Here is a 26,354-nt window from a genome sequence, read left to right as displayed (position 1 = left end):
TTTCCTCCTCCAGCGAATGCCCCAAGACGGGGCATTCGTCTTCCATTTATCTAGCGATCCAACACCATTAATCCTCTATTCACACTAATAATTAGTATTATTTATATTAGAATATCAACCATTAATAAAAATACTAAGGTGCCCCAATGAAACGCTTCCAACAAACGGGTATAACCCTCATCGAGCTTCTGGTTACTCTAGGTGTGGTTGCAATTCTTGCCACTGTCGCAGCGCCCAGCCTACAAAGTATGATTGAGCGTAATCAGCTACAAACCTTAACTAATGGTATGGTGTCAAATTTGTATTTAGCCCGTAGTGAAGCCGCCAAACGTGGCTTTAATGTGGTGCTATGCGCTAGTGATGTTGGGCAAACCGCTTGTGATTCATCAGCGACTAACTTTGCCAAAGGTTGGATTATCTTCACAGATTATGACAAGAATGGAAGCTTGACGGCAGCTACTACTAAATTTGATACTAACGGTGATGGCTTGTTAGATTCGCCAGAAGAGATTTTAGCTATTTCTGAAGCACCTAATCCACGCTTTGCCATCGTGTCAAATGGCACACCAGATAATTTAGTGAGTTATCGCCCCACTGGGGAGACTTCCCCACGTACCTTTAGTATCCGTATTGCCAATGCCCAAAACGATAAAGCTTTATCCAGAATTTATTTTAATACCACTGGGCGGGTACGCTCTTGCACGATTACTAGCGGCGAAGATTGCTAAATCAAGTCTATTTATCAAAGTTGCTGAAAGCCTCTCTCAGCAACTTTAAGCTAAACTCTTCCTTGTAAGCTCTTTATACTGCGCATTCGCGCTATTCTAAAAAATCACGCGAATTAATGGGCATAACCATTGCATTATAAAATGCATACCAACACTCATTACTTCATAAAGCCTAAACACAGTAAGCTCAGCTAACAGTAAAGCAGGGAGACACCACATGACATTCTCTAAGGAAGAGCAGGCCAAACTTTATCGTTATTACACCCAACCACGCGTCGTCACTGAACTTGCAAATAAAACGCTGGCGTTAATTTTGGCAGGTGGTGAAGGTTCACGCCTGAAAAATTTAACTTTCTGGCGTGCCAAACCCGCTGTACCTTTTGGTGGTAAATATCGGATCATCGACTTTACCTTGTCCAATTGTGTGAACTCGGGGATTCGTAAGATTGGAGTCCTAACCCAATACCGTTCACATTCTTTGATTCGGCATTTACAACGGGCTTGGAATTTTATGCGCGTAGAAATCGGTGAGTTCGTCGAAATTATTCCCGCACAACAACGCACCGATAAGCGCGAATGGTATCAAGGTACAGCGGATGCCCTCTTCCAAAATATCGAATTAGTCCAACGCCATGACCCTGAATATATTTTAGTGCTGGGTGGTGATCATATTTACAGCATGGACTATTCAAAAATGCTGCTTGAGCATGTCATGTCAGGAGCAGATTTTACCGTAGCCTGTATTGAAGTGCCTTTAGAAGAGGCGAAAGGCTTTGGGGTGATGGCGGTGGATGAAAATATGCGGATTACCCGCTTTACCGAAAAGCCCGCTAATCCAGAAGCAATTCCGGGCAAACCCGATAAAGCCCTCGCCTCAATGGGGATTTATGTATTCTCACGGGAATTTTTGTTCCGTACTTTGATTGAAGATGCTGACAAAATCCATTCTTCACATGATTTCGGTAAAGATATTATCCCGAATCAGATCGCAAATGCCCATGCACGTGCCTTTCCCTTCCGTAATGCGAAGGATGAACCAGGCTATTGGCGGGATGTGGGCACGGTGTATTCCTACTGGCAAGCCAATATGGAATTGTGCGCCATTGAGCCTCAATTGAATTTATATGATCGGGATTGGCCCATTTGGACGTATCAACCACAGTCGCCACCTGCTAAATTCGTCTTCAATCAAGCGGGGCGACGTGGAGAAGCGATTGACTCGTTGGTTTCAACCGGATGTATTATCTCCGGTGCAAGTATTTTAAATTCCGTGGTGTTCTTTAACTGTACGGTCGAGAACTACACCACGATTACTGAGAGTGTCATCCTGCCGAAGGTGAATATTGGACGAAATTGTCGCATCCATCGCGCAGTGATTGATAAGGGTTGTGTAGTTCCAGATAACACAGTGATTGGGGAAAATCTCGAAGATGATCGCAACCGCTTCTTTGTGTCAGAGGAAGGCATCGTCTTGGTGACAGCAGAAATGCTGGGACAAAAACTACACACAGGTGACTACGATAAATTATGGCGAGAACGTTATGGAGAAGAATAAGCTAAATGTGGTGGTATGTTGGCATATGCATCAGCCTTGGTACCGCAATGGTTTAGCAGGGGAATATCGACTGCCTTGGGTGTATTTACACGCTATTAAAGACTATAGCGATATGGCCATGCACCTAGAGCAACACCCAGAAATGCGGGCAGTCGTCAACTTTGTGCCTGTACTTTTAGAGCAATTAGATGACTACACACAACAGCTACAGGCTCTCTTAGCAACCGGCAAACCTAGCCAAGACCCGTTTTTAAACCTCTTAGCGGGTTTAGCACCTATTCCTACTGATAAAGTTGGGCGCAGTCAAATCTTACAGGACTGCCAGCGTTGCTATGCCCCACGCATTATTCATCCTTGGCCCATCTTTCGAGGCTTATTGGATATGGTGGGGGCAGCAGAACTGGTCGGGGTAGAAAATCCTGAATACAAGCACCCACTTACCTATTTAAGTGAGCAATACTTTTTAGATGTGATTACTTGGTATCACATTGCTTGGTTAGGACAATCCTTAAAGAAGCAAGCGACCGTTCAAGCTTTAATTGCCAAAGGCCAGTTATTTGATCAAACCGATCGACTGCAATTAATCCGTGTCATTGCTGATTGCTTACAAAACTTAATAGCTCGCTATCGTGCTTTAGCAGAACGCGGGCAAGTGGAATTATCGATGTCACCGTATATGCATCCGATTATTCCACTCTTGCAAGACTTTACGAATATGCGTTGTGCACTGCCGGATGTACCTGCTCCACAAGCTAGCCATTATCCTGAAGGCTATGCACGTGCACGTTGGCATATGCAACGTGGGATTGAATGCTTTGAGCATTATTTTGGGCGGCGTCCGCAAGGGGTTTGGCTTTCTGAAGGGGGTGTGAGTGCTAGTGCCATCCAGCTTTTAGATGAATTCGGTATTCGGTGGACTGCTTCGGGTGAAGGTGTTTGGCGTAGTAGTAGTCAGTTATCGGGTTACTATGGGGAAGCTATCGATTCTAAGCGTGACCTGTTAAAACCCCATTGCTTGCCAAATAGCCAAGTACGTATTCATTTCCGCGATGATGGTCTCTCGGATTTGATCGGCTTTAAATACAGTAATTGGAATGCAGCCGATGCAGTCAAAGACTTTATTCAAAATCTAGAAAATACCGCTAGGTTTTTAGGGGAAGAAGCCAACCAACATTCACTCGCTATTATTTTGGATGGTGAAAATGCTTGGGAGTACTATCCCGATAATGCCGCTGAATTTTTGGACTTACTCTATGGTGAGTTGAATAAATCAGAGTTACTGAAAACCGCTTGCTTCGCAGATTTATACGCAACCGTCCCTCCTAAGGATCTACCTAAGCTCTGTGCAGGTAGCTGGGTCTATGGCTCGTTCTCAACTTGGATTGGCTCAGAAGATAAAAATCGTGGCTGGGATTATTTAGTGGCTGCCAAACAAGCTTATGATGATGCCCTAGCCGCTGGACGCTTAAACCCAGAACAACAATATCAAGCCTCGCAACAGTTAGCCGCCTGTGAAGGCTCAGACTGGTTTTGGTGGTTTGGCGATTATAATGCGACTGAAAGCGTGCGTGATTTTGAGCGCCTATTCCGTTTACAAGTGAAACAAGTCTATCAATTATTAAACTTAGAACCACCACAGCATCTAGATATACCTCTGTCTAAAGGTGGTAGTGGTGTAGAAAACGCAGGCACCATGCGTAGGAATACTTAATTAAATGACCACAGCGATTCTTCCGAACCGGCTTGAAGCCGGTATTTTATTACACCCTAGCTCCCTACCCTCAGGCCAGCTTGACCGTGATGCTTGGCGTTGGTTAGATCAGCTAGCAGAGCTAGGGGTAAGTGTCTGGCAGATGTTACCTTTAGGCTTGCCGCTGAATGGGCTTTCTCCCTATCAATGTGTATCTGCTTTTGCTTTGAATCCGGCTTTATTTCCTAAAGACAGCAATGAGCCACTAGAACAATTAGGTGAAAGCGCCGAATTTGCGGCTTGGTATCAAAAAAATCAGCATTGGGCCGATGATTTTGCTCTGTTCATGGAATTGAAAGCTGCTTTTAATAGCTCTGAATGGTCGACTTGGCCCAGTGATTATCGCAAACGTTCCCCTGAACCCTTAGCCAGCTTTAAAAATGAGCACACCGATGCTTTAAATTTACATATTTATGAGCAATTTTATTGCTGGCAACATTGGCAAAGTCTCCGTGCCGATGCCAACGAACTTGGTATTCGCTTATTTGGGGATATGCCAATTTTTGTAGCTTACGATAGCGCGGATGTCTGGGCACATCCTGAATTATTTTTATTGGATGCAGAAGGTCAACCTACCGTAGTCACTGGTGTGCCGCCTGATTATTTCTCCACAACGGGTCAACGTTGGGGCAATCCGCACTATAACTGGGAACTGATGCAGGAAACTCAATTTGCTTGGTGGCGTGAGCGCCTAGGTTATCATTTTGATTTCTTTGACTTAGTGCGCATTGATCACTTTCGCGGCTTAGAGGCAGCGTGGACGATTCCAGCCACTAGCCCCACCGCTATCGAAGGCTATTGGGCTAAAGTTCCGGGGGATGAGTTACTGGCTTGTTTACAAGCAGCTTCCGGTGATTTGCCCTTAGTGGCGGAAGATTTAGGCATTATCACTTATGAGGTCACAGCTTTACGGCAAAAATATCAATTGCCGGGGATGTCAGTGCTGCAGTTTGCTTTTGATCACTTTGAGGATAATCCACATAAGCCTTGGAATGTGGCCAATAACACGGTGTATTACACCGGCACACATGATAACGATACGCTGTTAGGTTGGTTCAATAGCTTGAATCCCGAACAACAAGCTTGGGCTTTAAACTTAATCCAAGAACATATTTTTTTGAGTATCGAACAAAATCAAGGTAACATCATTGACTTGATGCTAGCTACCGTGTTCCAAAGTGCGGCGGGTTTGGTGATGTTGCCGTGGCAAGATGTACTCGGTTTGGGCAGTGAAGCACGGATGAATGTGCCCGGCACGATTGAAGGCAATTGGCATTGGCGCTTTGATTGGCACCAAATCCAGCCGGATCGACTCACGCGGTTAAAAACACAGTTACAGCAGCATCAGCGATACCACACCACAGTAGCAAACCAGTGAGATAAATCATGAATACTTCGCCTAGTATGAGCGAGTTGCAGCGCCTGCAAGCAGGTACGCATCACGATCCTTTTCACTTTTTAGGTTGGCATCAGGAGGGAGCAACTTGGGTGTTTCGCGCCTTTATGCCCTCTGCAGAAACAATTGAAATTGATCAACAGCCGCTTCAACGCTTAGAAGGCTCTGATTGCTTTAGTTTCACGCCAGAAGCGAATAGCAAATTAGGCAAAGCAGCCCCACATATCCACCCCAACCTACGTTATCTTGATAAGAAAACCGGACAGTGGCTAGCCACTATCACGCCTTATACGTTTGAGCCGCAGCTCGGTGAGATTGATTTGCATCTGTTGGGTGAAGGTAATCACCGTCAAGCTTGGAAGGTTTTGGGAGCACACTTAAAAGCCGTCAATGGTATTCAGGGCTGCTTATTTGCAGTTTGGGCACCAGGCGTACAGCGTGTTAGCGTGGTGGGTAATTTTAATGACTGGGATGGTCGGCGTTATCCGATGCGTTCCCGTGGTGAAACGGGCATCTGGGAATTATTTGTCCCCGGTCTACCGGCCGGTGAAGGTTATAAATACGAAATACTGACACGCTTTGGCAGCATTATTCGTAAAGCCGATCCTTACGCACAACAGATGTTCTTACGTCCTGAAACTTTGGCTTGTATTCCAGCACCTAGCCAGCATAGTTGGCAAGATCTGGCTTGGATTCAACAGCGTGAACAGTTTGACTGGCAACACCAGCCGATGAGTGTGTATGAGTTACATGCAGGTTCATGGAAACGCCATGCTGATAATAGCTTTTACAGTTGGCGTGAACTGGCCGCTACCTTAATTCCTTATGTAAAGCATTTAGGTTATACCCATCTTGAACTGCTTCCGATTTCTGAACATCCCTTAGATCAATCTTGGGGCTATCAAGTCTCAGGTTATTATGCACCGACTGCACGCTTAGGTAGCCCAGACGATCTACGCTATTTCGTCGATTGCTGCCATCAAAATAATATCGGGATTTTGCTCGATTGGGTACCTGCACACTTCCCGAAAGATGATTTTGCCCTCGCACGTTTTACGGGTGAAGCCTTGTATGAACATGCTGACCCACGTAAAGGCGAGCATCAAGACTGGGGCACACTGATTTTCGATTATGGCCGCAATGAAGTCCGTAACTTCCTAATTGCGAATGCCTTGTATTGGATGGAAGAATTCCATTTAGACGGTCTGCGCGTGGATGCAGTGGCCTCCATGTTGTATTTGGACTATTCGCGTCCAGCTGGTCAATGGATTCCCAATCAATACGGTGGACGGGAAAATATTGAAGCGGTTGCCTTCTTGCGTGAACTCAATTTAGTGGTACATGGACACTTCCCTGGTGTACTCACGATTGCAGAAGAATCAACGACTTGGCCTGCTGTCTCGCGTCCCATTGAAATGGGTGGTTTAGGCTTTTCTATGAAGTGGAATATGGGCTGGATGAATGACAGCCTGAGTTATATTGCACTCGACCCGATCTATCGCAAATATCACCAAAATAAGCTCACTTTCAGCCAAATGTATGCGTGGACTGAAAACTTCGTGCTACCACTGTCCCATGATGAGGTAGTACACATGAAGCGCAGTATGCTCGGTAAAATGCCCGGTGATTATTGGCAACGCTTTGCGAATTTGCGGCTCTTCTATGCTTGGCAATATGCACATCCGGGCAAAAAATTATTGTTCATGGGGGGTGAATTTGGGCAATGGCTGGAATGGAATGAAGCGGTAGAACTGGATTGGGGCTTACTGAACTTTCCAGCCCATCAAGCTTTAGGCCAATTGCTCAGTGATTTGAATCAGGTGTATCGAAATAATCCAGCTTTGCACCAATTTGATCATGACCCTCAAGGTTTCCGCTGGATTGATTGCGATGATGCTGAGCGCTCTTTATTGAGTCTGGTGCGCTACGGTGAAGATAAACAGCGGCCTTTAGTAATTGCGCTGAACTTCACCCCTGTACCACGTGGCTTTTACCGCTTAGGTGTGCCTGCTGCGCAGACCTATCAAGAGATTCTGAATACTGACAGCGAATATTACGGCGGCAGTAACTGCGGTAATGCGGGTCAGTTAGTGGTACAAAACCACCCACATATGGGCTTTGAACATTCTATCGAATTAACTCTCCCCCCCTTAGCGGCAGTTTTCTTGCAAGCTGTTCCGGTAGCAACTGAAGTTGTGGTTGAAACCACAGCAGATGCTCATCAAGAACCTCAAATACTGAGTAAGAAACCTATTTTCGAGACAGATTAATGGCATTGAAAGTTTTATTCGCTGCCAGCGAGGCCTACCCTTTAATTAAAACGGGTGGACTCGCTGATGTAGCTTATGGGCTGCCACTTGCGCTCCATGCTGAGCGTGCTGAGGTACGCCTGTTATTACCCGCTTACTATGACATGATGGGCAAGCTTAAGGAGGTACAGCAACTCGGCTCTTTGCAGATTCAAGGTGCTGGGCGAGTGCATACTGTGCATATCCTTGAAGGCTCACATGCAGCCTTTCCTTTCCCCATTTGGGTGGTGGAATGTGGTGCTTTATTTGGTCGCTCAGGCAATCCTTATATGCATCCGGATGGCTACGACTGGCCCGATAATGCAGAACGCTTCACCGTTTTTGCGCGCGCGGCAGCTTTATTAGCAGATGATGCTTTACAGCTCAATTGGCGACCCGATGTAGTGCATGCCCATGACTGGCAAACCGGCTTGATTCCCGCTTTATTGGAAGCAGTTAATCCACGTCCTCGTAGTGTCTTCACGATTCATAATCTTGCTTATGGTGGGTATTTCTCACGGGCTGTTTATGATCAATTACAACTAGCTTGGCATTGGTGGTCGAGTGAAGGGGTGGAGTTTTATGGCGGCTTCTCCATGCTCAAAGCAGGGATTGTCTATGCGGATGTCGTTACTACGGTTAGCCCTACTTATGCGCAAGAAATTTGTACCCCTGAGTTTGGTTATGGCCTAGATGGCCTCTTGCGTTCGCGTAGTTATAAACTACACGGCATTCTCAATGGGATTGATACCGAGATTTGGAATCCCAAGCACGACGAATATCTGGTGCAGAACTACGGCCTGCGCGATATAAAAAAAGGCAAACTAGCGAATAAACAAGCCCTACTTGAACGCTTTGGGCAAAACCCCACTGAAGAGCAGTTGGCACGTCCTTTGCTTGGTATGGTGAGTCGCTTAGTTGAACAAAAAGGCGTGGATATGGTGATGGAATGCATTCACCCACTCCTCGCGGAAACCAATGCCGCCTTTGTGCTAATCGGTAGTGGCCACCATCACTACGAGCAAGCGCTCTATGATTTAGCAGCCCGTTATCCGGGGCGGGTGATGGTGTATATCGGCTATAACGAAGCACTGGCGCATTTACTCGAAGCAGGCTGCGATATTTTCTTAATGCCTTCGCGCTTTGAGCCTTGTGGTTTAAATCAAATGTACAGTTTGAATTATGGGACTTTGCCGGTGGTGTATAACACCGGCGGGTTAGCGGATACGGTGGTTAATGCTACCGAAGCGAATATCGCTGCTGATACCGCCAATGGCTTTGTCTTTTACTTGCCCTATAGCCATGCCTTATTAGGCACTTTATGGTGGGTCTTACGTATCTTTGCAGACGATCAAAAATTGTGGCGAGCTTTGCAACGTAATGCACTAAAAGCTGATTTTGCATGGAAGCGCAGTGCCAAGCGTTATCTCGAACTGTATCGCAATTAATAGGCTTATAGATTTATAAATTTGGACAGGCAATTTAGGAGTGTCCGTTCTATGAACACCCATCCAAGCAATCAAACGCCCTTCCTTCCGGTTGTGCTTGACCCATTGGACAATGATGCTGAAACCCTCGGGAATGATTTTCAGCGCTATCTCTCTTATCACTTAGGCCGCTTCCAAGGTTGCCCTTCGGTATATTTATACAATGCGCTCGCTTACACCATTCGCGACCGTTTAATGGTCGATTGGCGTAATACTTGGGCTGAATACCTGAAGCCTGGTACACGCCGCGCTTATTACATGTCTTTAGAGTTTTTGATTGGGCGTTCGCTCGGCAATAACTTATTGAATATGGATCTTGATCCAAAGGTGAAAGCAGCTCTCTATAACTACTGCACTTCCTTAGAAGAAGTGGCCTCTGAAGAACCGGATGCAGGCTTAGGGAATGGCGGTCTAGGTCGTTTAGCTGCTTGCTTTATGGATAGTTGCGCGAGTCTACGTTTACCCGTGGTGGGTTATGGGATTCGTTATGAATACGGTATGTTCCGTCAGCGCATTGAAAATGGCTATCAAACCGAAGAGCCTGATCACTGGCTACGCGATGGCAATCCTTGGGAAATTGAGCGCGCTGAATATGCCCAACGCATTCAATTTGGTGGGCGCAGTGAAACTTATCGGGATGCTGAAAATAAAATTCGTACTCGCTGGGTGGATACCGAAGACGTTTTAGCGATTCCTTTTGATATGCCGATTGCGGGCTATCGAAATAAAACAGTAAATACGTTGCGCTTGTGGAAAGCGAGTGCGACGGATGAATTCAATCTGCAAGAATTCAATCAAGGTGATTACACCGAAGCGGTGCAAGCCAAGAATAATGCTGAACATATTTCGATGGTGCTTTATCCGAACGACAGCAGTGAAAATGGTAAAGAATTGCGTTTACGTCAGCAGTATTTCCTAGCTTCTGCCAGCTTACAGGATGCAATTCGGATTTGGGAACGTGATCATACAGAGCATGATTACAGTCAATTCGCGGCTGAGCATGTCTTCCAAATGAATGATACGCATCCCACGATTGCAGTCGCCGAGTTGATGCGCTTATTGATTGATGAAAAGCAATTAGGCTGGGATCAGGCTTGGGAAATTACCTCACAATGTATGGCTTATACCAACCATACGCTCTTACCTGAAGCTTTAGAGCGTTGGCCGGTGCATTTATTTGAAAAGCTATTACCACGCTTATTAGAAATTATTTATGAGATCAATGCGCGCTTCCTACGTTTAGTTGTGATGCGCTGGCCGGGTGACACAGAGCGCCAACGCCGGATGTCGATTATTGAAGAAGGCTCTGTGCGCCAAGTACGCATGGCTTGGCTCGCTATCGTCGGCAGCTTCTCCATCAATGGCGTGGCGGCTTTGCACTCTGAATTATTAGTTAAAGATCTCTTCCATGATTTCTATGAACTGTGGCCGGAGAAATTTAATAATAAAACTAATGGCGTGACTCCACGCCGCTGGCTTGCGAATGCAAACTTAGGTTTAACCGCTTTAGTTAATCAACATATTGGCACGGATTGGGTGGCACACCTTGAGCAGTTAGAGCAACTGAAGCCTTTCGCAGAACCTAACCAAACCGTTTTCCAGCAGGCTTGGCGCGAGGTTAAATATGCAAATAAACAGCGCTTAGCCAAATTAGTTCGTGCCGAATGTGGAGTAGATTTTGACCCGAATGCTTTATTTGATATTCAAGTCAAACGGATTCATGAGTACAAACGTCAGCTCTTGAATGTACTGCATGTAATTCATCTGTATTCACGCATTAAACAAGGCCGCTTAGATAATTGGGCGAATCGTTGTGTCTTGATTGGCGGTAAAGCAGCACCTGGGTATGTGATGGCAAAGAGCATTATCAAGCTAATCAACAGCGTGGCTGATCTTGTTAACAATGATCCAGAAGTCGGTAAGCATTTAAAAGTTGCGTTTTTACCGAACTATCGGGTTTCTAGTATGGAAATCATTGCACCTGCTGCTGACTTATCCGAGCAAATTTCTACCGCCGGTAAAGAAGCCTCAGGCACGGGCAATATGAAGTTCATGATGAATGGGGCACTCACGATTGGCACTTATGATGGTGCGAATATTGAGATTCTGGAAGCGGTGGGTGAAGAGAATTTCTTCCTATTTGGCCTCCGTGAACAAGAAGTGAAAGACCTACGCCACCAATATCGTCCTTGGGAGCTGGTTGAGAAAGATGCTGATTTGAAATCGGTCATGCAGCTCTTAAGCTGTGGGCATTTCAACTCATTTGAACCGGGTATTTTTGATAATATTATCCATAGTCTGCTCAGCTCGAATGATCCGTGGATGACCTTGGCTGATTTCCGCAGCTATATTGACGCTCAAGAAAAAGTTTCACTGGCTTGGCAAGATCAAGCGCGCTGGACACGCATGAGTATTCTCAATACCGCGAACAGTGGTTTCTTCTCAACTGATCGCACCATGCGCGAATACAATCGCGATATTTGGCGCTTACAGGCAGGTTCAGCGAACTAATCCCCCTAGAAGTTGGTCTCTTTGGAAGACAGACGGCAGTTTCGCCGTCTGTTGCTATAATCCTATTCTTATGGATACGAATAAAGGCTAACTATGCGTCAGTTTACATACGTTTTACTGCTGGCTAGTGTTTGCTATGGAAGCACAGCTTGGGCAGATTGTCGAAATACACAAGATTTTGGCACGTGGCTAAATAATTTTAAGCAAGAAGCAATTGGCACTGGCCTCTCGGCTGAGGTAGTCAATCAGGCTTTAGATGGGGTGACGCTCGATCAAAGCGTGATTCAACGGGATCGCTCTCAAGAGGTGTTTGCGCAAACCTTTTTAGAATTCGCCGGTAAAAAAGTTTCTAGCTATCGTTTGTCCAATGGTCAAAAACAAATGCAAGCGAATGCCAAACTCTTTCAACGCATTGAGCAAGAATATGGTGTGCCTGCCCCTATGCTCACCGCTTTATGGGCTTTAGAAACTGACTTAGGCGCGGTAACGGGTGACTACCCTACCCTTCGCTCACTCGCTACTTTAGCCTATGATTGCCGCCGCCCTGAACGCTTCCGTCCTGAGCTTATTCATGCCTTGTGGCTGGTGCAAAAAGGTGATCAAACGCCTGCGAGTATGCGCGGCGCTTGGGCGGGTGAATTAGGCCAATTACAATTTTTACCTTCGGGCTATAACCAGCAAGGTGTGGATTTTGATGGCGATGGTCATCGCGATTTAATTCGTTCCAAAGCGGATGCCTTAGCTTCAGCGGCGAATTTATTGCGACATCATGGTTGGCAAGCGGGTCAGCCTTGGCTGGTGGAAGTCAAAGTCCCACGTGAAATGGATTGGTCAAAAGCACGCTTAGATAACCGCCTGCCTTTATCAGAATGGTCAGCGATGGGGGTTACTGAAGCGGATGGCGACCCTTTACGCCCAAATGGACAAGCCGCTTTATTATTGCCGATGGGACGCAATGGCCCTGCTTTTCTGGCCTTCGCCAATTTTGATGCGATTCGTCAATGGAATGAATCGACGGTTTATGCAACTACCGCTGCTTATTTAGCAACGCGCTTTGCCGGTGCTAAGCCTTTGTATGCTGGCAATGCGCCCGTGCAAAAGCTTTCCATTTCTCAAGTACGCCAGTTGCAATCCCAACTAGCCGCTCGTGGCCTACCCGTGGGTAAAATGGACGGTATTATTGGCGAAGACACCCGCAATGCAGTACGTCAAGCTCAACAGCAACTAGGCTTACCTGCGGATGGCTATCCTGATATGGTTTTGTTGAATAAGCTTTAAGTCTAAGTTTAGGGCAAAGCGATTTTTGCTTTGCCCTAAAACTCAAACTCTACGTAATTCACGCGGCAATACAAACGAAATATTCTCAGTGATCCCAGAATTTTGCACTTCCACCGTCGCACCCAATGCCTTTAAGTGTGCTAAGACCCCGTCCACTAAGACTTCAGGGGCTGAAGCGCCAGCGGTTAAACCAATCCGTTGCACGCCCGCTAGCCATTCAGGGCGAATATCATTGGCATCATCGATTAGATAAGCCGGTGTATTCCGCTTCTCAGCTAATTCGCGCAGGCGATTGGAGTTGGAGCTATTAGGTGAACCCACGACTAGCACTAAGTCACAAGTTTCAGCGAGCATCTTGAGGGCATCTTGGCGATTCTGGGTGGCATAGCAAATATCATCTTTGCGTGGCCCTACAATCGCGGGGAATTTAGCGCGTAAAGCATCAATGACAATTGCCGCATCATCAACAGATAAAGTAGTTTGAGTCACAAAGGCCAACTTTTCAGGGTTGTTCACCTCTAAAGCAGCCACCTCTTCGGGAGAATCGACGCGATAGATTTGCCCACCAAAACTGGTCTCGTACTGACCCATAGTACCTTCCACTTCAGGATGGTTTTTGTGGCCAATCAGCACAGTCTCACGGCCTTCACGACTATAGCGAGTGACTTCCACATGCACTTTAGTTACCAAGGGACAAGTAGCATCAAATACTTTTAAACCACGTTGTTTAGCCTGCTCTTGGACTGCACGTGAAACGCCATGCGCACTAAAAATGACGGTTGCATGATCAGGCACTTCATCCAACTCCTGCACAAATACAGCACCCTTATCCCGCAAATTATTCACTACAAAGCGGTTATGGACGACTTCGTGACGTACATAAATTGGCGCACCTAAAACCTCTAAAGCACGATCAACGATTTCAATCGCGCGATCGACTCCAGCACAAAAACCGCGGGGATTAGCGAGGGTGACTTGCATACAAAGATGACTCTACAACTAAATAAAACAGGATTGTATCAAGAATGTGCATGGCTTTTTATATCAATGACAGTGCCTTCAGCGCGATCAAGTTGCACTTGCTCTAGTTTTTGCCCGAGCACATAAGCCCGTCCGTGTAAGCGCTCATAACCGACTAAACTAAACTCAAATTCGTAAATACGCCGCAAGTTCAGATGCCCCGATTCAGCACGCGCCAATTTAAGCTTTTTTAAAGCAACCGTTTGATCCAGCAATTGTGCACCGATTTCACGGCAAGCAATCGCTGCCGCCTGAATCGCACGCTCACGGCTTTTGAGACTATCTTGCCAAAACCATGCCATCGCTAGTAATACAGCAATAAAAATAAGGATACTCATAGCCTAATAGAGTCAGATAATTAGCCTTCTAGTGTCAAGCAAAAGCCAAGGTATAACAAATAGCCTTGGCTCTGGCAGGTCACTATTTGACTTATTAACTATACTTCACAGCTTAAGGCCCACAAATCGGTTTATTGAAGGCATTCACTACTCCTAAAACACCGGTTGGATCAAAGTCAGCGACCGAAGGGACTAACTGGGTAAAGTCAAACTCACCTTTCTCATACACATCCAGCATATTATTAGCATACATATCGATATTCGCTGGTTGTTCTAACCAAGAAGCCATGTCTTGCGCCCTTTTTACATTTTTTTGCTGTTGCAACCACTGACGCGTTTTTAGAGCTTGTTGTTTAGCTTGGTCGCGTAATTGATTCTTGGCCTGCGTGGTTAAGTTTCTTTGTACCGATTTGCCACCTAGTTTAGCGGCTTTAATCCCTGCATTCCCAGCACCCGCAGTCGTCACCAATAAAGCTACATTTAAAGCTACCTCGGTACTTGATTGTACTTGCTCTAAAATAGCCAAGGCACAAGCAGACTGATCTACTCCACAAGCTGCACCACAGTTGACTGGAAAATCTTTTGGGCAACTAGACCAGCACACTGGGCCTACACCGGCGGAACCTTGTTTACATTGGGGATAGCATAAGCCGCCCGCCATATCTTGCTCCATCCCTGCAGGACAAGTAGCACCCTTGCCCACACCGCGCCCATAGGATTGCTTAACACAAGAAACACCGGTATCGGTCATACCTGCCGGGCAAGTCGGGCTACAGACGCAACAACCCACATTACTAAAACCTGCCTTACACTTTGGATAAACAATCGCTCCATTCTTTTCACAGTTTCCACGTCCATTAGCCGCCTCACAGCGTTTAAACATCCCTGAATCAGTTAATGGATCGCCAAATTTCCAAGGAAAGCCCGCTCCACGCCCATACGCAGCAGGTTTGGCGCACATAGCACCATCATCACGGAAACTGCTGGGGCAGCCTTGCCAGCAAACTGGCCCTACTCCGTTGAAACCAGCTTTGCATTTGGGATAACAGAGTAAATCAGCACCTGTACGCTCCCAACCACTCGGGCAAGCCGTAGGTACTTGTCCCACGCCGCGCCCATAGCTATCTTTCCAACAAATATCTGGCTCGGTATTCGCTCCCAAAATTTGTGCAGCCGTAGGACTCATCAACGGATCATTAGCCCAGCTTGGGTTGATGCCTAATAAGCTGATAAATAAGCAAACTAGGGCAAAAATACTATTACTTTTAACTTGAAGTAAGCAGCCGTTATTACTATTTTTTGTTGACCTATGCATATCGATTTCCCTCGCTATTTTTAGATTTTTCTGCATTTTTCAGGCTAGCAATCAATCGCTAAGCAAGCATGATGTATCTGTACTATGTTTTGAGTATTAACTAGTCTGCTTTAGTAATCAGGGTGGATAACCATCAGCGAGGGATCCATGAAAATGACCGCAACCCAGACAAGGTGTACTATTGAGCTTACGTTTGCGCAGATTAGTGGCAGCGCCTTGCATTATGAGCATGTGCTCAGTAGCAACCTTGGTCTGCAGCAAACCCTAAAGCTATTAGCGGATCGGAGCAAACTCACTGAGGCGGAGGTTAGAGTCTTGGAATACTTTGCGCGTGGTGCAGACTTAAGACAGATCGCCGCGACTCGGCAACGCTCATACACCACAATTCGGAATCAATTTCAGGCGATCTTAGAAAAAACTGGCTGCCAAAGCCAAACTGATTTGTTACGTGTTCTTTTAGGCCTCTCCTATTTGCTAACCGCAAACTCGCGTGGCTCTGCATAAGCATTGATTGGGTTTAGCCACTAAAGTCCTTTCACCAAAGGAATCGGCCGAACTAGGGAGTTAGCAAATTGATCTGCTGCCTCCCTAGTTTGTAGAGACCATTAAGCCGCTGTCATTTCAGCATTCTCCAAGACTAATACGCCCGCACCCGTATTAGAAATCGGTGCATGATAATGTTTGTGCACCACCTTCACATTCGGATGCAAAGCACCACGCATCACTAACCACATAATAGTTTCAATGCCTTCCGTACCCGCTTTTTCCATAATTTCGGTATTTGAAAGCTGGGTCAGCCATTCGGGATCATTGATGATTTTTTCCATACACAAGAGGTCAAAATCGACATCAATAATACCAGCACGCTCACCTTGCAGTTGGTGCGACATCCCACCCGTACCAAAAATCACCACTTTTAAATCTTCAGGATAAGACTCAATCGCTCTACGCAAAGCTTTCCCAAGTTGATAACAACGCCGTGCACTCGCTACCGGATGTTGTACTGTATTGACTGCAAGTGGAATGGCTTTTACTGGCCACTTCGGCAAATGCCGCCACATCAAGGCCATTGGTGTGATAAAGCCATGATCCACTAGCATTTCTTGGCACATTGCCATATCAAAATCTTGGCGAATTAAGGATTCAACCAAATGCCAAGAGAATTGTGCATCACCTTCGAAGGAAGCAAGAGTTTGCAACCCCCACCCCTCATCTGCATTTTCATAATGATCTGCACAACCTAAAGCGAAGGTTGGAATTTGATTGAGGAAAAAATTCAAACCATGATCGTTATACACCACAATGGCAATATCTGGTTTTACTTCATCTAGCCAAGCCTTTACTGGCTCATAACCATCAAAGAAGCGTTTCCAGTAAGGATCTTGCTCAAGTTTTTTGCTCATCGCATTGCCAATGGCTGGAATGTGCGAAGTAGTGACACCACCGACGATTTTAGCCATGCCAGTAACCTCCTGTTTTTGTTAGCTTCTCCTCAAAGCCTGCTGCATTCTGATTTAATAAAGCTTGAAACTCAGGAGTGCTAATCTTTTGAAATGAAGCCCCCGCATCTTGTACGCTTAAGCCGTGAAAAATAGCAATCTTAGCTAGATAGTAGATATTTCCGCCTAAGTGCAGTAGTTTCAGGAAATCAGCCGCTAACACTGCCTCCCGTTGCTCATCACTTAAGCCAAATTTGCGGCAATAAGCGTCCATATCGCGGGCAAATTCATCGCGATTTACTTGTTGATTAAATGAATAGGCCATTTTATTCAGTGCATAACCTGAATGAGAGCGTTTACCGTCGAAGACATACGTGCCGGGTATTTGCTCGTAATCATGAGCTTGCCAAACCATCTCCATCCTCCAGAAATTCAGATGTGAAGATTGTTAGGTGTTAGAGGGAAAAACAAAATGAAGAATTATGCAGTCAACTTGTACTTTTCAGCACTTACCCTAAGCAATTGACCTAGATCAAAAATTTTAGGTCGGAAGCGAGTATTTGCATAAAAAAGGGTGAGACCTGCTCACCCTTTTTAAGATCAAATTCGCAGCAGCTTAGTGAATCTTAATCGATTCGAATTTGCCACCTTTGATTTCCATTTCACGATAAGAGCCGGGTACATCGCCGGCATCATCGAATTCAACATTGGTTGCACCGACGTAATCGACGTCTTTACCTTCAGCAATCAGCTTTAAGCCTTTTGCTAATTCGCCAGGAAGCACTTTCTCACCCGGTGCATTAGCAACGTCCTTAATTTTTGCTTGAATTGCAGCACGGTCAGTTGATTTAGCCGCTTGCATCGCTAAAGCAATCAGAGCGGCTGCATCATAAGACTCGCCACGATAAGGGCCACCTTTTGGATCAATTTTCGCGCCTTCTGCGATTTTGCTCCAAGCATCTGCACCTTCGTACTCACCGCCCGCCATCGTACCGAATGAACCTTCAATTTTGCTGCCTAGATCAGCCGCAAATTTCTCGCCCACCATGCCATCGGCTAAGATAAAGCGCTTATACGCACCCGTATCTAAAGCATTTTGCACGATACCTTTACCACCTTGATCCAGATAACCGAATACCACTAAGTCCTTGGCACCGGAAGCAGCTAAAGCGGCAACTTCTGCTGAATAGTCAGCTTTGCCATCTTCGTGGGCAGCGTTAATGGCAATTTTACCACCTAACTTTTCATAGGCTTTAGAAAAAGACTCGCTCAAACCTTTACCATAGTCATTATTGGTATAAGTGATAGCCACTTCATTGATGCCACGATCTTTGACGATTTGTGCTAAGACTTCACCTTGACGCGCATCAGAAGGAGCTGTGCGGAAGAAGAAACCTTTGTCAGCCACTGTGGTTAAAGCAGGAGAGGTTGCTGAGGGAGAAATCGCTAATATCCCATTGGGCGCAACCACATTATTAACGACTGCAGTGGTTTCGCCTGAACAAGTAGCCCCAATAATTGCAGCAACTTTTTCAGACGTGACTAAACGTTCAGCAGCAGCGGTAGCCGCAGCCGCATCAACGCAAGATGAGTCAGCGCGCACTGGTACGATTTTTTTACCATCTAACAGAGCACCCGAATCAGAAACTTCTTTGAAAGCTAACTCAGCAGAAGCTGCCATATTTGGGGTTAAAGATTCGATTGGCCCCGTGAAGCCCATTAAAACGCCTACTTTCACATCATCAGCGACCGCAACACCCGTCAGGCTTGCCATAATCGCAGTTGCTAACAGTAATTTTTTCATGTGTGTTCTCCTCATTATCAATCAAGCTTACCTGTTTTGCTCAGGCAAAAGTCCCCATGGGCTAAAGCGCATCACCAAGAGTAATACCGCCCCCATAATAATCACCCGCATGTATTGCGCGCTATCCAATAAATGCTTGCGCAATCCACTGCCATCTCCCATCCATGAGGTTAAAGCATCCATTAACCAAAAACCAACTGGCTCGGCTTCGACCCAAATCAACCAGACCAAGAAGCCACCCAACACTGCCCCGAGATTATTCCCAGAACCACCCACAATCACCATTACCCAGATCAAAAAGGTAAAGCGCAGAGGGCTATAAGAACCCGGAGTAAATTGTCCATCTAAAGTCGCAAGCATCGCCCCAGCAATCCCGACCACCGCCGAACCTAAAATAAAAATCTGCAAATGCCGCCCGGTGACATCTTTGCCCATGGCATCAGCCGCTACTTCATTATCACGAATTGCACGTACCATTCGCCCCCAAGGTGAATCTAAGGCCAAGACACACAATTGCAAGATAAGGATTAGCACTAATGCAAACAGGCCGGTGTAGCAGAGCTTGACGAAAATACTGGCGCTATCCACCACTAGTGTCTGTAAGACCGCAGTATGATCAGTGGAGTTCAATCCCGCTAAACTCCCTGAGTTTAAACGTTCAACTAAATTAATAAACCAAGGCGCTTGCTGTAGTTCTAATTCATAAGGCACCGGCCGTGGTAAACCAGTGACATTCTTTACGCCACGGGTCAGCCAATCCTCATTACGCATCACGGCCACTAAAATCTCAGAAATACCTAAAGTAGCAATCGCTAAATAATCGGAACGCAAACCTAAAGCAATCTTACCAATTAACCAAGCAGCACCCGCTGCCAAACAACCACCGACGATCCAAGCAAACACTACAGGTAAGCCTAAGCCACCTAAATACCCCGTACTGGCCGGATTGACTGCTTCAATCGCAGCTACCCCCGGATCAAGGATATAACGGCTAATCACTACGCCAATAATAATCACTACGGCAATCAGCCAGCCATGCAAGCGTTTACCTTGGAAGAGCTTATGCACAAATAACGCAGCACTAATGGTTGCCAGAATCGTAATCAACGCTAATAGCACACGCATTCCACCAGCCTGCCAAGCTTCTTTAACGGGCGGCATGGAGATAATAATCGTAGCTAAGCCACCTAAAGCGGCAAAGCCCATAATCCCGACATTAAATAATCCGGCATAACCCCATTGGATATTCACGCCGAGCGCCATAATCGCGGAGATGATACATAAGTTCAAAATGGTGAGCGCTAAAGCCCAAGATTGAGTAACGCCAATTAGAATTAATAAGCCTGCCATCACTAAAAAAGCAATGCTAGCGCGAACCGTATTATCGTGAAGGGGCGCATTAGATGGACGCTGACTCATAGCACTTTCCCCTTAAAAAGACCCGTTGGCTTAACTAATAAAACAATAACCAAGATAACGAAGGACACCGCAAACTTATATTCAGTCGACAATAGCTGAACCAAACCATCTGGAGCCATGTCAGTCGGTAACACATAGGTGAGCACCTTTTTATAAGCATAAGTCACGATGACTTCAGAGAAGGCGATAATAAAACCACCCACAATCGCTCCAATCGGCTTACCAATCCCACCAACAATAACAGCGGCAAATATCGGTAAGAGTAAATTGTAATAAGACAGCGGTTTATAGCCTTTATCTAAGCCGTATAAAACACCGGCTACTGTGGCTAGGGCTGCGGTAATAATCCACGTAATACGTACAATCCGATCAGGATTAATTCCCGATAAAAGTGCTAGATTTTCATTATCCGCATAAGCACGCATGGCTTTACCGGTCTTAGTTCGTTGCAAGAACCAGAACAAGGCAACTACGAGAATGACTGCAAGAATAATGGTGAGTGCTTGCGAAGTGCGAATGACTAGTGCTTCATCTAAACCAGTCCAAGCTCGGAAAGCATCGGCAGTGAGAAAGAAGCGCTCACCATCTGCAAAGTTTTGATCATTAGGCCCGAGCAGTAAACGCACGACCCCATTCATAATAAACATTACACCTAGAGAAGCCATAACAAAGGTGATCGACTTACTGCGCTTCGTTCGGTAATAGCGGTACACATAGCGATCAGTTAAGAGCAACACTAAAGCGGTTACCAAGATACCAATCGGTAAGGCTAATAAAGCCGTTGGTAAAAAACCTAAAGAAACACCCCAAGACTGTAGTAACCAAGTGACCATAATCGTGATCACTGTCCCAAAAGCCATCGTTTCACCTTGAGCAAAATTGGAGAAACGCAGCACGCTATAAATCATGGTAACGCCGAGCGAACCAAGCGCTAGCTGGCAGCCATAGGTTAACGCAGGGACAAATACGAAATTGGCGAAAACCACTAAGGCATTGAGATAGTCCGTCATGCTTAGCCTCCTAAGAACGATTTGCGAACGACTGGATCAGCCAATAAAGCCGCTCCTGAGCCAGTATGCTTATTTTCGCCCATGACGAGCACATAGCCACGATCAGCGATTTCTAAGGCTTGGCGCGCATTTTGCTCTACCATTAGCACCGCCATACCAGTCGATTTCACTTCTAAAATTCGATCAAATAATTCATCCATAACGATGGGTGAAACACCTGCAGTTGGTTCATCCAGTAATAGCACAGTAGGTTTGGTCATCATGGCACGCCCGACTGCAACTTGTTGGCGTTGCCCACCTGAAAGTTGCCCAGCCAACTGAAAGCGTTTTTCTTTTAGAATCGGGAAGAGATCGTAAATCTGATCGCGGGTATCCGTGAAATCATCATCCCGCAGAAAAGCACCCATTTCTAAGTTTTCTTCTACGGTCATACTCACAAACACATTTTCAGTTTGCGGTACAAAAGCAATACCTTCACTAATCCGTGCTGGAGGTTCTAAATGAGTAATATCTTTGCCATCTAAAGTCACTTTGCCTTCTTTTAGATTCAACAAACCTAGAAAAGACTTCATGGCAGTGGATTTGCCAGCACCATTGGGGCCAACGATGACCGCTATTTCGCCACGATCAACGCTAATATTGCAGCCATTGAGAATACTGGGGCCGCTGCCATAACCACCGGTTAAGCCCTCACCTACTAAATAAGTCATGCTGCCTCCCCACTTTTCATCAAGCCCTTATTCTTCAGACCACGGCCTAAGTAAGCCTCAATGACCTTTTCATCATTTTTAACTTGCTCAGCAGTCCCTTGCATCAATACACTGCCTTCTGCCAGCACCACAACGGGATTACACAGGCGCGAGATAAAATCCATATCATGCTCAATCATGCAGAAGGTATAACCACGTTCTTGATTCAAACGCAGAATAGCATCACCAATTTCGCCCAACAGGGTACGATTTACCCCCGCACCGACTTCATCGAGTAGAACGACACGCGCATCCACCATCATGGTACGCCCAAGCTCAATTAGTTTTTTCTGCCCACCCGAAAGATTTCCAGCTTTCTCATGCATCACATGCGAAATTTTCAAAAAGCGAATCACATCCTCGGCTTTTTCACGGACTTGTTCTTCTTGCTCGCGGATTTTTTTGCGGTGAAACCACGTATTCCAAATATTTTCACCCAGCTGCCCCGAGGGAACCATCATCAGATTCTCCAATACACTCATACTGGAAAATTCATGGGCAATTTGGAAGGTGCGTAATAAGCCTTTATGAAAGAGTTCGTGGGGTTTTAAACCGGTGACATCCTCACCATCTAAAAAAATTTGCCCAGAAGTAGGCGGATATAAACCAGCGATTAGATTAAATAAAGTGGATTTACCGGCTCCATTGGGGCCAATCAAACCCGTAATGGAGCCTTTTTCTATAGTGAGTGTCGCATGATTAACAGCCTTTAAGCCGCCAAAATGCTTAGATACATCTCGAACCTCAATCATACCCTACTCCTCTGTGGTGTGAATGGAGAGTACTAAACCCCCATCAAGCATGGACTACTGAATCTTGCACTCTCCTTGCAAGAGGGAATATATTTTAAAGTTAAAATATTTAACCATAAAATAATTTAGTAGTACAGTCAGAGGCTTAAAGGATAAATGACTCTCTATTCCATGCGATCCGAAGCAAACAAACTCATAAATACTAAAATAGCTGCTCCCAGAGTAATGGCTATATCGGCTACATTGAAAGTAGCAAAGCGATAATTTTCCATTACAAAAGGAATATCAAAATAAATATCAATAAAATCAATTACTTTTCCGTAAAGGAGTCGATCAATTAAATTACCGACCGCTCCTCCTAGGACTAAGACTAAACCTAAAGCGGTCCAATTACGACCTTTCGATAACTTACGTAACCAATTGATAATAAACAATACAACAACTATTGCTAAACCCGCAAAGAACCAACGTTGCCATCCCCCTTGCCCGCCTAGAAAGCTAAAAGCAGCACCGTAGTTGTAAGCCAGCGTGAAATTAAAATGCGGGAAAACTTGATAAGGTATGCCGAACTCTAGATTCGCTTCAGCCATCCATTTAGTTAATTGGTCGATTGCGACGACAACCGCCGCAATCCATAGCCAAGACAACATGCCACGGCGTTCATCAATACGTGACAAGGATCGAAAACTACGCATACTCACGGCGCTCACCTGTGCCATCGACATTTTCAATACAACGACCACATAACTCTGGATGCTCAGCATGTGTGCCTACATCAGGCACATGATGCCAACAGCGGGTACATTTGAGTGCAGTGGAAACACGCGTAGAACCTGCCAAACCTTCCATTAAAGGTTCAGCTTGAGTTGGAGCAGCACCTTGATGCAAACGTGTCGCCGAAGTCAAGAACACAAACTTCAGTTCATCACCCAACTTCGCTAAGGATTTGCCTTGCTCACTGTCCGCTGTGCAATACAAATCGACTTCGGCCTCTAAGCTAGAACCGATATTGCCTGCAATACGCAGCGTTTCGAGCTGCTTACTGACGGCCTCACGCGCAGCAAAAATATGTTCCCAATCGCTAGCTGAGACTTTGTCATTGGCATCCAACGGGAATAAGCCATCGTACCATTGCATGAACAGCACGTATTTTTCGGTTTCACCCGGCATATAGTGCAGAATTTCTTCTGCGGTAAAGCTCAAAATTGGACACATCCAGCGCAGCATCGCTCGCAAAATATGCCAAGCCGCCGTTTGTGCCGAACGCCGCCCAAGGCTATTCGCCTGCATGGTGTATTGGCGATCTTTGGTAATGTGCAGGAATAAACTACTCATTTCCACTGAGCAGAACTTCTGAATTTCCTGCGACACCAAATGGAATTGATAACGGTCATAGGCCGATACAATGCGTTGCTGTGCCTCATAAGCTTGCGCCACTGCCCAGCGATCTAAGGCCAGCATATCCTTGGGCGCAACCACGTCCTTGGCAGGATCAAAGTCACCCAAATTCGCCAATAGGAAACGCGCAGTATTACGAATCCGCCGATAAGCTTCAGTATTGCGTTTGAGGATTTCATCCGAGAGTGTCATCTCGCGGCTGTAATCGGCAGAGGCAATCCACAGACGCAGAATATCCGCGCCGAGCTTATTCATAATATCTTGCGGCTCGATGCCATTGCCTTTCGACTTGGACATCTTTTCGCCTTTTGCATCCACCGTGAAACCGTGGGTCAATACGGCTTTATACGGGGCAAAACCATGCATAGCGACCGAGGTCAGAATTGAGGAATGGAACCAGCCGCGATGCTGATCCGAACCTTCCAAATACATATCCGCAGGGAAACGCAACTCGGAACGTGTTTCTAAAACCGAAAAATGCGTCGTTCCAGAATCAAACCAAACGTCAAGCGTATCCGGCACTTTGATATAATTATCTGCATCCGTGCCCAACACTTCGGCTTTATCCAAGGCGAACCATGCGTCAATCCCACCCTTTTCAATCCGCTGCGCCACTTCTTCAATCAGCGCTTCAGTATTGGGATGCAATTCGCCACTTTCTTTATGGATAAATAAGGCAATTGGCACGCCCCAAGTACGTTGGCGTGAGATACACCAATCAGGGCGATTCGCGATCATACCCTCAATGCGCGCTTGTCCCCAGTCAGGAACCCATTGCACTTGTTGGATCGAATCCAAAGTTTGTTGACGCAAACCGAGCTTATCCATGCTCACAAACCATTGCGGTGTAGCGCGGAAAATCAAAGGGGTTTTATGTCGCCAGCAATGCGGATAACTGTGTTTGAATTTGCTGGAGGCTAATAAAGCGCTGTGCTCTTTCAGCACTTCGATCACATGCGGATTGACTTTGTGCACCGATTCGCCCGCGAAATATTGAATGCTCGCTTGGAACGTACCGTCATCTAATAAAGGATTGCCGACTGGTAAACCATAGCGCTGCCCGACTACGAAGTCTTCTTGACCATGCGCCGGTGCGGTATGTACAGCACCAGTACCTGCATCAAGGGTAACGTGCTCGCCCAAAATCACTGGCACTTGTTTAGCCAAAAATGGATGTTGCAGCATTAAACCTTCTAGCTCAGCCCCCTTGGCAGTGGCTAGCACTTTATAATCTTCAATACTCGCGCGCTTCATCACCTCGGCTAATAAACCTTCCGCTACAATCACCCGCTCAGCACCTGCTTGAGCAACGACATAATCCAGCTCAGCATTTAAAGCCACCGCTTCATTCGAAGGCAGCGTCCAAGGCGTAGTGGTCCAGATAATCACACTAGCTGCGCCCACGCCTTGCGCATTCGGCATCTTGGCTAATAAGGCTGCCTCATCAACCACAGGGAAACGCACATCAATCGAATAAGATTGTTTATCTTCGTACTCAACCTCCGCTTCTGCTAAAGCCGAGCCGCAGTCAGTACACCAATGCACTGGCTTTGCACCTTTATACATATGGCCGCTGAGTGCAATCTTGCCCAAAGCGCGCACAATACCCGCTTCGGTGTGGAAATTCATAGTGAGATAAGGATTATCCCAATCGCCAAGCACTCCTAAACGCTTGAAATCACGGCGCTGAATATCAATCTGTTCGGTGGCAAATTGGCGGCACGCTTTGCGAAATTCGGCTGCTTCGACTTTCACACCCACACGCCCGATCATGTCTTCGACTTTCTTTTCAATCGGCAAACCGTGGCAATCCCAACCGGGAACATAAGGTGCATCAAACCCTGCCATCGTGCGGCTTTTAACAATAATATCTTTAAGGATTTTATTGACAGCATGGCCTAAATGAATCGATCCATTCGCATAAGGCGGGCCATCGTGCAAAATGAATTTGGGGCGACCTAGCGCTTTCTGGCGCAGTTTATGATACAGGTCGTTGCTTTCCCATTGCTTCAGCATCTCTGGCTCACGTTTTGCCAAATCTCCGCGCATGGGGAATTCTGTCGTTGGCAAGTTGAGCGTATGCTTGTAATCCGTCATCGTGCAATCCTATTGATGTT

At 46.1% G+C, this 26,354-nt stretch carries 21 protein-coding genes; 9 read left to right on the top strand and 12 right to left on the bottom strand.

Annotated features, from left to right (window positions below; genetic code table 11):
• The first annotated feature begins 146 nt into the window (after nucleotides 1-146).
• The 8 genes from Q0230_RS14800 to Q0230_RS14765 all read left to right on the top strand — a co-directional run bounded on the left by Q0230_RS14800 (nucleotide 147) and on the right by Q0230_RS14765 (nucleotide 12,993).
• Nucleotides 147-728 carry a GspH/FimT family pseudopilin gene (locus Q0230_RS14800; RefSeq protein ID WP_298610952.1) on the top strand — a complete coding sequence of 194 codons (582 nt, stop codon included), beginning with the start codon at nucleotides 147-149 and terminating at the stop codon, nucleotides 726-728.
• Nucleotides 729-945: 217 nt separating this feature from the next.
• Complete coding sequence (gene glgC / locus Q0230_RS14795; RefSeq protein WP_298610951.1) at nucleotides 946-2,283, top strand: glucose-1-phosphate adenylyltransferase; 1,338 nt, start codon at nucleotides 946-948, stop codon at nucleotides 2,281-2,283.
• Nucleotides 2,270-3,994, top strand: coding sequence for a glycoside hydrolase family 57 protein (locus tag Q0230_RS14790; protein WP_298610950.1), 1,725 nt, complete (start codon nucleotides 2,270-2,272; stop codon nucleotides 3,992-3,994). Before glgC ends, Q0230_RS14790 begins: the two co-directional genes overlap by 14 nt.
• A 4-nt stretch (nucleotides 3,995-3,998) precedes the next feature.
• Entirely contained in the window at nucleotides 3,999-5,411 is a 1,413-nt protein-coding gene (gene malQ, locus Q0230_RS14785; protein ID WP_298610949.1) for a 4-alpha-glucanotransferase, read from the top strand.
• A gap of 8 nt (nucleotides 5,412-5,419) precedes the next feature.
• On the top strand, nucleotides 5,420-7,699 hold the full coding sequence (gene glgB, locus Q0230_RS14780) for a 1,4-alpha-glucan branching protein GlgB (RefSeq protein WP_298610948.1): 2,280 nt from the start codon (nucleotides 5,420-5,422) through the stop codon (nucleotides 7,697-7,699).
• Nucleotides 7,699-9,165, top strand: coding sequence for a glycogen synthase GlgA (glgA, locus tag Q0230_RS14775; RefSeq protein WP_367274141.1), 1,467 nt, complete (start codon nucleotides 7,699-7,701; stop codon nucleotides 9,163-9,165). Before glgB ends, glgA begins: the two co-directional genes overlap by 1 nt.
• A 51-nt stretch (nucleotides 9,166-9,216) precedes the next feature.
• The gene (locus Q0230_RS14770; protein WP_298610947.1) at nucleotides 9,217-11,715 is read left to right on the top strand and encodes a glycogen/starch/alpha-glucan phosphorylase; all 2,499 of its coding nucleotides are present in this window, start codon (nucleotides 9,217-9,219) and stop codon (nucleotides 11,713-11,715) included.
• A gap of 93 nt (nucleotides 11,716-11,808) precedes the next feature.
• Complete coding sequence (locus Q0230_RS14765; protein WP_298610946.1) at nucleotides 11,809-12,993, top strand: lytic murein transglycosylase; 1,185 nt, start codon at nucleotides 11,809-11,811, stop codon at nucleotides 12,991-12,993.
• A 42-nt stretch (nucleotides 12,994-13,035) separates the two neighbouring features.
• On the opposite strand, the gene ispH is transcribed toward Q0230_RS14765, so the two are convergent.
• The 3 genes from ispH to Q0230_RS14750 form a co-directional block, all read right to left on the bottom strand.
• Nucleotides 13,036-13,974: a 4-hydroxy-3-methylbut-2-enyl diphosphate reductase gene (ispH, locus tag Q0230_RS14760; protein ID WP_298610945.1), complete on the bottom strand. Its 939-nt coding sequence runs from the start codon at nucleotides 13,972-13,974 to the stop codon at nucleotides 13,036-13,038.
• Between the two features lie 38 nt (nucleotides 13,975-14,012).
• On the bottom strand, nucleotides 14,013-14,351 hold the full coding sequence (locus tag Q0230_RS14755) for a DUF3301 domain-containing protein (protein WP_298610944.1): 339 nt from the start codon (nucleotides 14,349-14,351) through the stop codon (nucleotides 14,013-14,015).
• 112 nt (nucleotides 14,352-14,463) lie between these two features.
• On the bottom strand, nucleotides 14,464-15,666 hold the full coding sequence (locus Q0230_RS14750; protein WP_298610943.1) for a hypothetical protein: 1,203 nt from the start codon (nucleotides 15,664-15,666) through the stop codon (nucleotides 14,464-14,466).
• 153 nt (nucleotides 15,667-15,819) lie between these two features.
• Here Q0230_RS14750 and Q0230_RS14745 point away from each other — a divergent pair, with 153 nt between their 5' ends.
• Nucleotides 15,820-16,170, top strand: a complete 351-nt coding sequence (locus tag Q0230_RS14745) for a LuxR C-terminal-related transcriptional regulator (RefSeq protein WP_298610942.1) — start codon at nucleotides 15,820-15,822, stop codon at nucleotides 16,168-16,170.
• Nucleotides 16,171-16,271: 101 nt separating this feature from the next.
• On the opposite strand, the gene Q0230_RS14740 is transcribed toward Q0230_RS14745, so the two are convergent.
• The 9 genes from Q0230_RS14740 to ileS form a co-directional block, all read right to left on the bottom strand.
• Nucleotides 16,272-17,126 (bottom strand): class III extradiol dioxygenase family protein, encoded by an 855-nt coding sequence (locus Q0230_RS14740; protein WP_298610941.1) that lies wholly within the window; start codon nucleotides 17,124-17,126, stop codon nucleotides 16,272-16,274.
• Nucleotides 17,119-17,520 (bottom strand): protocatechuate 3,4-dioxygenase, encoded by a 402-nt coding sequence (locus Q0230_RS14735; protein ID WP_298610940.1) that lies wholly within the window; start codon nucleotides 17,518-17,520, stop codon nucleotides 17,119-17,121. The genes Q0230_RS14740 and Q0230_RS14735 overlap by 8 nt, the downstream gene beginning before the upstream one ends.
• Before the next feature lie 201 nt (nucleotides 17,521-17,721).
• On the bottom strand, nucleotides 17,722-18,909 hold the full coding sequence (locus Q0230_RS14730) for an ABC transporter substrate-binding protein (protein WP_298610939.1): 1,188 nt from the start codon (nucleotides 18,907-18,909) through the stop codon (nucleotides 17,722-17,724).
• Between the two features lie 27 nt (nucleotides 18,910-18,936).
• Nucleotides 18,937-20,328, bottom strand: coding sequence for a branched-chain amino acid ABC transporter permease (locus Q0230_RS14725; RefSeq protein WP_298610938.1), 1,392 nt, complete (start codon nucleotides 20,326-20,328; stop codon nucleotides 18,937-18,939).
• Nucleotides 20,325-21,338, bottom strand: a complete 1,014-nt coding sequence (locus Q0230_RS14720) for a branched-chain amino acid ABC transporter permease (RefSeq protein WP_298610937.1) — start codon at nucleotides 21,336-21,338, stop codon at nucleotides 20,325-20,327. Before Q0230_RS14720 ends, Q0230_RS14725 begins: the two co-directional genes overlap by 4 nt.
• A 2-nt stretch (nucleotides 21,339-21,340) precedes the next feature.
• A complete protein-coding gene (locus tag Q0230_RS14715) occupies nucleotides 21,341-22,048 on the bottom strand; it encodes an ABC transporter ATP-binding protein (protein WP_298610936.1) in 708 nt (235 codons plus the stop codon).
• Nucleotides 22,045-22,839, bottom strand: a complete 795-nt coding sequence (locus tag Q0230_RS14710) for an ABC transporter ATP-binding protein (RefSeq protein ID WP_298610935.1) — start codon at nucleotides 22,837-22,839, stop codon at nucleotides 22,045-22,047. The genes Q0230_RS14715 and Q0230_RS14710 overlap by 4 nt, the downstream gene beginning before the upstream one ends.
• Before the next feature lie 164 nt (nucleotides 22,840-23,003).
• Entirely contained in the window at nucleotides 23,004-23,534 is a 531-nt protein-coding gene (gene lspA, locus Q0230_RS14705) for a signal peptidase II (protein ID WP_298612072.1), read from the bottom strand.
• Nucleotides 23,527-26,334, bottom strand: a complete 2,808-nt coding sequence (gene ileS, locus Q0230_RS14700) for an isoleucine--tRNA ligase (RefSeq protein ID WP_298610934.1) — start codon at nucleotides 26,332-26,334, stop codon at nucleotides 23,527-23,529. The genes lspA and ileS overlap by 8 nt, the downstream gene beginning before the upstream one ends.
• Between the last annotated feature and the right edge of the window lie 20 nt (nucleotides 26,335-26,354).

The sequence above is a fragment of the uncultured Thiothrix sp. genome (assembly GCF_937876535.1).
Taxonomy (GTDB): domain Bacteria; phylum Pseudomonadota; class Gammaproteobacteria; order Thiotrichales; family Thiotrichaceae; genus Thiolinea.
The sequence above is the reverse complement of the archived record's forward strand: the minus strand, read 5'-3'. Positions and strand labels throughout refer to the sequence as shown.